The organism is Vibrio sp. 11986-1-5, from assembly GCF_963878025.1.
Taxonomy (GTDB): domain Bacteria; phylum Pseudomonadota; class Gammaproteobacteria; order Enterobacterales; family Vibrionaceae; genus Vibrio; species Vibrio injensis.
The window spans coordinates 242351-249499 of record NZ_CAWNVW010000051.1 but is presented as its reverse complement, the minus strand read 5'-3'; the positions used below and the strand labels follow the sequence as shown (position 1 = coordinate 249499).

The following is a 7149-nucleotide window of genomic DNA, read 5'->3' as shown; positions in this document are numbered from 1 at the left end:
TAAGTGTCCTAAAGGGTTGTTCGAGACTAGAACGTTGATAGGCAGGGTGTGTAAGCGCTGTGAGGCGTTGAGCTAACCTGTACTAATTGCCCGTGAGGCTTAACCATACAACACCGAAGGGGTTTTGATGGACTCAATGTAGCGCATTGAATGTGTAGAAAACGAGAAACAGCTTTCCAGATTATTCTCTAGAGATTAGAGAAAAAGAATTTGCTTGGCGACCATAGCGTTTTGGACCCACCTGACTCCATGCCGAACTCAGAAGTGAAACGAAACAGCGTCGATGGTAGTGTGGGGTCTCCCCATGTGAGAGTAGAACATCGCCAGGCTTTAATACTGGTTTTTAGACCTAAGGTCTGAAGACACAAACTCAATAAAGCAGCCAATCAGACTTTATCGAGTAACAGACAATGTGGAGCGGTAGTTCAGTTGGTTAGAATACCGGCCTGTCACGCCGGGGGTCGCGGGTTCGAGTCCCGTCCGCTCCGCCACTGATAAAGAATCCCTAGCAGCAATGCTGGGGTTTTTTTTATGAGCCGAACTGAGCTATAACGAGAAGTTGTCCTCGTGATTTTGTGTCTATTATTCAGAAAGCTTTAATCAAATTCCAATAAAAAGGTCGAATCCTCTCGACCTTTTTACTTTTTCATATGTGCATGGCACCTAGCACCGAGTCGCCACTTTATCGATTAATGCCTTTTTCTCTCTTTCAGACAAGAAGGCAAGTGTTACGCCATTCTTCTGCGCCTGATAAATTTGTTCGTTGCTTAGTCCGGCTTGAGGAGCAGCGACGTGATATTCGTGAGGAAGCTCTATTCCCTCTACTGCTGGATCGTCGGTGTTAAGACAGGCTAAGATACCATGGTTTAAAAAGCGTTTAATTGGATGTTTTTCTAAGCTTTCAACGGTACTGGTTTGAATATTCGAAGTGAGACAAGATTCAATACCAATTTGATGTTTTGCAAGATAATCCATTAGCTTAGGATCGTGAATAGCTTTTACACCATGGCCAATACGTATCGCGCCTAATTCTTTGATCGCCTGCCACATACTTTCAGGGCCTGCCGCTTCTCCAGCGTGAACCGTGACATGTAACCCCGCATCTTTGACTTGTTTAAAATGCTGGACGAATCGTTCTCCAGGCTGTCCCAGTTCATCTCCTGCAAGATCGACAGCGACAATATGCTCTTTTTGGCTAAGAATCGCTTCTAATTCTTTATGGCATGCTTCAGTTCCAAAAGTTCGGCTCATTATCCCAATCAGATTAGCTTGAACTCCAAAGTCGCGAACACCCGCTTTTACACCATCTACGACTGCTTCTACTACACCAGCAATGGGTAGATTGTGTTTCATCGCCATATAGTAAGGTGAAAAACGTAATTCCGTATAATCAATTTGAGCATGTAAAGCATCCTCTACATTTTCATAGGCGACTCTACGACAAGCATCTAAATCGCCTAGTACTGCAACTCCCCAATCTAATTTGGATAAAAATGCAACCAGTGAAGGCTCTGCTTCAACAATTTGGACATAAGGTGTTAAACCCTCCACCGTATTCGCTGGCAAGGGGACATTAAATTTACGGCCTAAGTCGAGGATGGTTTGAGTACGTATGTTGCCATCTAAGTGGCGATGTAAATCTGTAAGAGGGAAGTTTTTGGTTATCATGGCATTTTTCCAGGTCATAGTATCAATCAAGTATAAAAACCAAACGCATGTCTGTCAGCAATACCAGCTCGGGAATCTGCACAATTCGTTTTTATTTTGTTCTTGTTTACTGAACGTGTTGATTGTTTACGAATAAAGTTCTTTTAATTTACGTGTTAAGGTATTACGCCCCCAACCTAAGACTTTGGCTGCATCTTGCTTATGGCCATGGGTATGATCTAACGCCACTTCTAATAATATGCGCTCAAACTCTGGTTGTGCATGTGCTAGAAGGTCTGTCTCTCCAGCCGCTAAGGCGCTTCTTGCCCACATTTCAAGCTGATCTTGCCAATGGAGATCCTTTGTTGTCTCTACGACTTTATGTTGCTCAAGAAGCTCTGGTGGAAAATCGCTTGGTAATACTTCGCTACCGCTTGCCATTACTGTCAACCATCGACACATATTTTCTAGTTGTCTGACGTTACCTGGCCAATCTAATCGGTTAAGAATTTCAATACTCTTAGGGTGTAATGTTTTTATTTCTACACTGAGCTCTTCGGCAGCTAATGCTAAGAAGTGTTTAGTTAGTTTTTCAATATCTTGTCGTCGCTCGCGCAAAGCTGGGATTTGAATTCGGATAACATTGAGGCGATGAAATAGGTCTTCACGAAATTTTCCCTGTTGGACTAATTTTTCTAAATGCTGATGGGTTGCCGCTACTATTCGGACATCAACTTTTAAAGCTGAGTGTCCGCCAACACGATAGAATTGCCCATCAGAAAGGACTCTTAATAATCGTGTTTGTATATCAAGTGGCATGTCACCGATTTCGTCAAGAAAGAGCGTTCCTCCATTGGCTTGTTCAAAGCGACCTTGACGGACATTGTTTGCTCCAGTGAATGCGCCTTTTTCGTGTCCAAACAGTTCGGATTCAATTAAATCCTTCGGAATCGCAGCCATATTAAGTGCGATAAATGGTTTCTGTGCTCTAGGGCTATGACGGTGTAAAGCATGGGCAACCAGTTCTTTACCAGTTCCTGACTCACCATTTATGAGAACTGAAATTGAGGAACGGGAAAGTCGGCCAATTGCTCGAAACACCTCCTGCATTGCAGGAGCTTCGCCAATAATTTCAGGCGCTCTATAGGTTGAGATGGTTTGCTGTACTTGAGTAGTGCGCTGTTCTTGGCCGTGTGCAATTGCTCGTTCAACTAAAGTGACCGCTTCATCGACGTCAAAAGGTTTGGCAAGGTATTCAAAAGCGCCTTTTTGATACGCATTCACTGCGGCATCCAAATCTGAATGGGCAGTCATGATGATGACCGGTAATTCTGGTATACGAGAGTGGATTTGGTTAAGTAGTTCAATCCCGTCCATTCCAGGCATACGAATATCCGAGATAAGTGCATCCGGCGTTTCTCTTTCTAAAGCCATTAAGACACTTTCTGCATCAGAAAAGGTTTCACATTGTATATTGGCAGCAGCTAAGGTTTTTTCTAGAACCCAGCGAATTGAGCTATCATCATCAACCACCCAGACGTATCCTTTGCTCATGTTTGTTCTCCTTTTTTATTTGACCGGATCCTGATCAGGTTAAATAGGTAAATAAATTGTAAATGCGGTACGTCCTGGCCAGCTTTCGACGTCAATCTTGCCATTATGCTGATCGATCAGGTTTTGTGAGATGGACAGTCCTAATCCCGTTCCTCCTTCTCGACCACTGACCATAGGATAAAATAGAGTATCTTGCAGTTCAGGTGGTATGCCCGGCCCATTATCGATGATTTCAATCCGCGCGACTAACTTGTGGCGATGACCATGAATATTCGCTTGATGTACGGTTCTGGTGCGAAGCGTAATCATTCCATGAGGTTGATGAGCGAGAATTTGTGCAGCATTACTAACAATATTCAGTAATGCCTGTTCAATTTGATCGGTATCCATCAGTAGCTCTGGTAGGCTCGGGTCATAATCTCGTTCAATAATGATTGAGTGGCTGACTTCTAATTCGATTAATTGCCTTACTTTTTCTAGAATAACATGCAAATTTTCATGTGTTTTTTTGCCCGGTTTCTGAGGACCAAGCAGCCTATCGACTAATGTTCTTAAACGATCGGCTTGTTCAATAATGATTTGCGTATATTCGGTTAGTTCACGATTTGGCAGCATTCTTTCGAGTAGTTGCGCTGCGCCGCGTAATCCTCCCAATGGATTTTTAATTTCATGAGCCAAACTTCGGACTAGCAATTTGGCTGCTTGTTGTTGGGCATGTTGATTGAGTTCTTGTGTTAAACGCCGCTGCTGACCAATCTTTCTCATCTCAACCAATAACAAGAGTTCTTTTTGCCATGAAAAAGGACTGACGGTGACTTCTAACATCAGTGGCTTACCATCTACAACAAATGTGACGTCACTATCGGTGATGCTTTGCCCGCTTTGTAGTGGTTGAGTTAATAAAGCGAGATCAAGAGAGGCATGTTGTACCAGTGTAGACAATGATTGATGAAGAATGCGTTTAGCACTTTGTGAGAAGAGCTGCTCTGCGGCTGAGTTTGCATAGCGGACAGATAAGTTCTCATCAAGTAATAATGTCGCGGTGACGAGATTATTTAGTATCGCTTCACTTCGATCTAGATTCACAGCAGCATCCTATTAGCCATTAATTTGTTGCACCACTTTGGTGCGAAGGATGGTTCAGTATGGCGCAACGGAATAAAAAGCAAAAGCTTAAATAAAAGCGAGAGTATTTATTTATGATGACTACCAAGGTACAGCGATATTGGCTGATTTTGTTTTGTCATCCTTTTACATCAATAAAGCATGATATATCAATATTCTACGGTTATTTGTTCAGTGAATAACTCGCACAATGACTGACTAATGTCGCCTGGCTTGATGTAAATAAACCGTTACAGGAACGGTTGATGCAATAACCTTGCCGTTTTCAATTGCTTGAATCATCAAACGATGTTCACCTCGATCGATATTTTTTAACTCCCAATAATTTTGCGTATTAGGTGCGCCATAGACTTGGTTATTAAGCATCAGTTGTAGGTGCTGATCGGTTGTCAAAGGGCGACTTAATTCAACGACAACTTTAATACGTCCTTGATTATCACGAATCGTTTGTTGATCAAGTGGCGAGACTATCTGTAGTCCTAAGGCTGGCAACTGGGAGCTGCTAGGTTGAGAGGCTTTGTTTGGTAGGGTTTCATCAACTGGTATTGCTTCACTAAATTGAGGCTCGGGAGCAGGATGATCGTCGACTGATAAGGTAATTAATTGAGCATGTGGACTCTGAGCAAAATCACTAAAATGAACTATCCCGTGTTCATCTTCCCAAACGTATACCGTTTGTGCATGGCTAGTGATTGACAGTACTACGCTGTAGATAAGTAAACACACGATAAATATAGGATTCATTTTTACCTCTATTATTTTGCGGCTTCTTTGCTCGGAAGTGGTGCAATGGCATTAATGATCACCTCTTTTAGTGCTAAGTCTGACGATTATGCTCCTGCTTGGTGAGATACTGACGATGTTAAGGTCAATGGAGGGAAAGCCAAATAAACAAAAGGCCCACCTGCGAGGCGAGCCTAGTATTACGTTGCAAAATAAGCGTAGATTTACATTCGGTGTTGATTACACCGAATAATAAAGTTCAAACTCAAGCGGGTGAACGGCCATGTTAACACGCTCAACATCTTTTGATTTCAGTGTGATATAAGAATTAATGAAATCATCAGAGAATACGCCTCCTGCAGTGAGGAACTCACGATCTTCGTCGAGAGCTTTTAGTGCGACTTCCAAAGATTCAGCAACTTTTGGGATCTCCGCCGCTTCTTCTGCGGGTAAATCGTATAAATCCTTGTCCATTGCTTCACCAGGATGGATTTTATTTTTAATGCCATCTAGGCCTGCCATAAGCAGAGCTGCAAACGCAAGATATGGGTTAGCTGCTGGGTCTGGGAAGCGAGCTTCGATACGACGTGCTTTCGGACTTGGTACGACAGGGATACGGATCGATGCCGAACGGTTACGCGCTGAATAAGCTAGCATCACCGGTGCTTCAAACCCTGGGACAAGGCGTTTGTACGAGTTAGTTGATGGGTTCGCGAAAGCATTAATCGCGCGAGCGTGTTTGATAATGCCGCCGATATAATACAGAGCAAGATCAGAAAGACCGCCGTATTTATCACCAGCAAATAGATTGACGCCATCTTTCGCTAGCGATTGGTGTACGTGCATACCTGATCCATTATCACCAACTAAAGGTTTCGGCATAAAGGTCGCGGTTTTGCCAAATGCATGTGCAACGTTATGCACCACGTATTTGTAAATTTGGATCTCATCTGCTTTTGTGGTGAGCGTGTTAAAGCGAGTCGCGATTTCGTTTTGACCAGCGGTTGCCACTTCATGGTGGTGCGCTTCAACGACTAAGCCCATTTCTTCCATGATCAAGCACATCGCAGAACGGATATCTTGTGATGAGTCTACTGGAGCAACTGGGAAATAGCCGCCTTTTACGCCTGGACGGTGACCTTTGTTACCACCTTCAATTTCTGCGCCAGTGTTCCAAGCAGCTTCGACATCATCAATTTTGAATGAGGCACCAGACATGCTGTTGGTGTATTTTACGTCATCAAAAAGGAAGAACTCTGGCTCTGGACCGACAAGAACCGTATCAGCAATACCGGTTGAGCGCATATAGTCTTCGGCACGTTTCGCAATAGAACGTGGGTCACGGTCATAACCTTGCATCGTGGCTGGTTCAAGAATATCACAGCGAATATTGAGAGTGACATCATCGGTGAATGGGTCAAGAACGGCACTGGATGCATCAGGCATCATCACCATGTCAGATTCATTGATTCCTTTCCAGCCAGCAACAGATGAACCATCGAACATCTTACCTTCTTCGAAGAAGTCTGCGTCGATTTGGTGAGCAGGAATAGAGATATGTTGCTCTTTGCCTTTTGTATCGGTAAAGCGTAAGTCAACAAACTTAACTTCGTTTTCTTGGATCAGCGATAGTACGTTTTCTACTGACATCTTGGATAACCTCCAGTGTTAAATAAAGCGGTTTGGGCTCGAATCAAAATGAAATCAGCACAGATTAATGGTTTCTCATCAAGCTTAATCTGTACTGTATTTATATAAGCGATATTCGTGCCAGTTTTTATTGTCCATAAAATCAATTGTTTATGTTTTATTGGGTGAAAGTGGTGCGTCATGTTGCACCAAAAAAGCCATAACATGCACCAAGTTGGTGCGACGTGTTGGATGGCTCACTCAACGACTAAAAACACGCGTTCATTCAGCCGATTATTCATGGCTTTGTCAATCTGCATTTCTTCGTTGCTATGGGGTTTGAATTAAGTAAGAGTGAGGACTAGGATGTAATAGGACAATATTGGGCGTGATAGATCACATTTTTCTAGGTTTTTCGCCAAAATCTGGTACATTATTGACCATTTTTTTAACGAAAATTTTGGCTACGTT

5 protein-coding genes, 1 tRNA gene and 2 rRNA genes are annotated in these 7149 nt (G+C 43.1%); 3 read left to right on the top strand and 5 right to left on the bottom strand.

Annotated features, from left to right (window positions below; all coding sequences use genetic code 11):
* The 3 genes from AACS00_RS14160 to AACS00_RS14150 form a co-directional block, all read left to right on the top strand.
* A 23S ribosomal RNA gene (locus AACS00_RS14160) occupies positions 1-107 on the top strand; the annotation flags it as partial.
* A 106-nt stretch (positions 108-213) separates the two neighbouring features.
* Positions 214-329, top strand: a 5S ribosomal RNA gene (gene rrf / locus AACS00_RS14155).
* Between the two features lie 85 nt (positions 330-414).
* A tRNA-Asp gene (locus AACS00_RS14150) sits at positions 415-491 on the top strand.
* 172 nt (positions 492-663) lie between these two features.
* Here the strand turns inward: AACS00_RS14150 and add are convergent.
* The 5 genes from add to glnA all read right to left on the bottom strand — a co-directional run bounded on the left by add (position 664) and on the right by glnA (position 6699).
* Complete coding sequence (gene add, locus AACS00_RS14145; RefSeq protein ID WP_110167787.1) at positions 664-1668, bottom strand: adenosine deaminase; 1005 nt, start codon at positions 1666-1668, stop codon at positions 664-666.
* A gap of 126 nt (positions 1669-1794) precedes the next feature.
* Positions 1795-3201 carry a nitrogen regulation protein NR(I) gene (gene glnG, locus AACS00_RS14140; RefSeq protein WP_110167776.1) on the bottom strand — a complete coding sequence of 469 codons (1407 nt, stop codon included), beginning with the start codon at positions 3199-3201 and terminating at the stop codon, positions 1795-1797.
* Positions 3202-3240: 39 nt separating this feature from the next.
* Entirely contained in the window at positions 3241-4287 is a 1047-nt protein-coding gene (gene glnL, locus AACS00_RS14135) for a nitrogen regulation protein NR(II) (RefSeq protein WP_110167775.1), read from the bottom strand.
* A 237-nt stretch (positions 4288-4524) separates the two neighbouring features.
* The gene (locus tag AACS00_RS14130; RefSeq protein WP_110167774.1) at positions 4525-5070 is read right to left on the bottom strand and encodes a DUF4124 domain-containing protein; all 546 of its coding nucleotides are present in this window, start codon (positions 5068-5070) and stop codon (positions 4525-4527) included.
* Positions 5071-5289: 219 nt separating this feature from the next.
* Complete coding sequence (glnA, locus tag AACS00_RS14125; RefSeq protein ID WP_110167773.1) at positions 5290-6699, bottom strand: glutamate--ammonia ligase; 1410 nt, start codon at positions 6697-6699, stop codon at positions 5290-5292.
* Positions 6700-7149 lie beyond the last annotated feature (450 nt).